This is a genomic window from Acidovorax sp., assembly GCF_046314175.1.
In the GTDB taxonomy this organism is placed as follows: Bacteria; Pseudomonadota; Gammaproteobacteria; order Burkholderiales; family Burkholderiaceae_C; genus Acidovorax.
On the sequence record NZ_JBKBXG010000012.1, the window covers coordinates 71,060 to 73,476 of the forward strand.

2 protein-coding genes are annotated in these 2,417 nt (G+C 60.7%); one reads left to right on the plus strand and one right to left on the minus strand.

Translation table 11 applies throughout. The features are described 5' to 3' along the window. Positions 1-1,522, minus strand: a 1,522-nt coding sequence (ettA, locus tag ACK4OE_RS05260) for an energy-dependent translational throttle protein EttA (protein ID WP_409883518.1), incomplete at its 3' end; no start/stop codon positions are given. Between the two features lie 246 nt (positions 1,523-1,768). Here ettA and ACK4OE_RS05265 point away from each other — a divergent pair. Next, a partial coding sequence (locus tag ACK4OE_RS05265) for a DEAD/DEAH box helicase (RefSeq protein ID WP_409883519.1) occupies positions 1,769-2,417 on the plus strand: 649 nt, incomplete at its 3' end.

Genomic DNA, 2,417 nt, shown 5'->3' on the forward strand with positions numbered 1-2,417 from the left:
TAGCGATGCGGTCCAGGAACCAGCGGTCATGGCTGATCACCATGATGGAGCCCGCAAATTCGAGCAACGCGTCTTCCAGCGCGCGCAGGGTTTCCACGTCCAGATCGTTCGATGGCTCATCAAGCATCAGGACGTTGCCGCCCGCAATCAGGGTTTTAGCCAAGTGCAAACGTCCGCGCTCACCGCCTGACAGCATGCCAACCTTCTTTTGCTGGTCGCCGCCATTGAAGTTGAAGCGGCCGCAGTAGGCACGGCTGGCCATCTGGAACTTGCCCACGTTGAGAATGTCGAGGCCGCCGGAGACGTCTTCCCAAACGGTCTTGTCGTCCGACAGGTCGTCACGGGTCTGGTCCACAAAAGCCATCTTGACGGTGGAGCCGATCTTGACGGTGCCACTGTCGGGCTGCTGCTTGCCGGCAATCATGCGAAACAACGTCGATTTACCAGCGCCGTTGGGGCCGATGATGCCGACGATGGCGCCTGCGGGCACCTTGAAGCTCAGGTTGTCGATGAGCACGCGGTCGCCAAAGGACTTGGTGACGTTTTCGAACTCGATGACTTCATGGCCCAGGCGGTCGGCCACAGGGATGAAGATTTCGTTGGTTTCGTTGCGTTTTTGGTACTCGAAGTCCGACAGTTCTTCAAAACGGGCCAAGCGGGCCTTGCTTTTTGCCTGGCGAGCCTTGGGGTTCTGGCGCGACCATTCCAATTCCTTCTTCAGGGCTTTGGCACGCGATTCTTCACCCTTTTGCTCCTGCTCCAGGCGTGCCTGCTTCTGGGTCAGCCAGTCGCTGTAGTTGCCCTTGTAGGGAATGCCGGAGCCCCGGTCCAGTTCCAGAATCCACTCGGCCGCGTTGTCGAGGAAGTAGCGATCGTGGGTGATGGCCACCACGGTGCCCGAATAGCGCTGCAGAAATTGCTCCAGCCAGTCCACGGATTCGGCATCCAAGTGGTTGGTGGGTTCATCCAGCAGCAGCATGTCGGGCTTGGATAGCAGCAGGCGGCACAGGGCCACGCGGCGCTTTTCACCGCCGGACAGCAGGCCCACCTTGGCGTCCCATGGTGGCAAGCGCAGGGCGTCGGCAGCGATTTCAAGCTGGTGTTCGGAATCAGTCCCAGCGGTGGCGATGATGGCTTCGAGTTCGGCCTGCTCGGCGGCCAGGGCGTCGAAATCGGCATTTTCCTCACCGTACGCGGTGTACACCTCTTCCAGGCGGGCCTTGGCGGTGAATACGCGGCCCATGGCGGCTTCCACGCTCTCACGGACGGTCTGCTCGGGGTCGAGCTGGGGCTCCTGGGGCAGGTAGCCAATATTGAGGCCCGCCATGGGAATGGCTTCGCCTTCAATTTCCTTGTCGACACCAGCCATGATCTTGAGCAACGTGGACTTGCCCGACCCATTGGTGCCCAGCACGCCAATTTTGGCACCGGGGAAGAAGCTCAGGGAGATGTCTTTCAGAATCTGACGCTTGGGCGGCACGATCTTGCCGACGCGGTTCATGGAGAATACGTATTGGGCCATTGCTTGTCTTAAACCTGCGAAAGTGGGCAGAAGAAATTCTGCGTACAAACCGTGATTATCGGGCCATGCGACAATACCGTCCGTAGCGGGCTCCAGTTGCCCGTCACATCAGCACACTGCTGGGGACGAAGGAAGCAAATTCCGGGCTCCCACTCTTGAACCTCATCAGCCTAAGACTGGCTCGGCAACCCACCGGTTGCCACGACAGGCCGATACCCAGCGTCCCGGACGGGCGCATCCAACGACATGACATTTGACGAACTGAACCTGGCTCCTGCCATCCTGAAGGCCGTGCACGAAACGGGCTACGAAACCCCCACGCCCATTCAGGCACAGGCCATTCCCGCTGTTCTTGCAGGTCACGACCTGCTGGCCGGCGCGCAGACTGGCACCGGCAAGACCGCCGCGTTCACCCTGCCCATGCTGCACCGCTTGTCGCAAAGCGCTGCACCCAAGAACAAATTCGGCGGCAAGGGCATTCGCGCCTTGGTGCTGACCCCCACCCGTGAGCTGGCCGCCCAGGTGGAAGAATCCGTGCGCGAGTACGGCAAATACCTCGACATCAACTCCACCGTCGTGTTCGGCGGTGTGGGCATGAACCCCCAGATCGACCGCGTCAAGCGCGGCGTCGACATCCTGGTGGCCACCCCCGGCCGCCTGCTGGACTTGCAGCAGCAGGGCTTCCTGGACCTGTCGACTGTGCAGGTGCTGGTGCTCGATGAAGCCGACCGCATGCTCGACATGGGCTTCATCCACGACGTGAAGAAGGTGTTGGCCCTGGTGCCCCGCGAAAAGCAAAGCCTGCTGTTCTCGGCCACCTTCAGCGATGAGATCCGCGACCTGGCCAACACGCTACTCAAGAACCCCCAGAGCATTCAGGTCACGCCCAGCAACA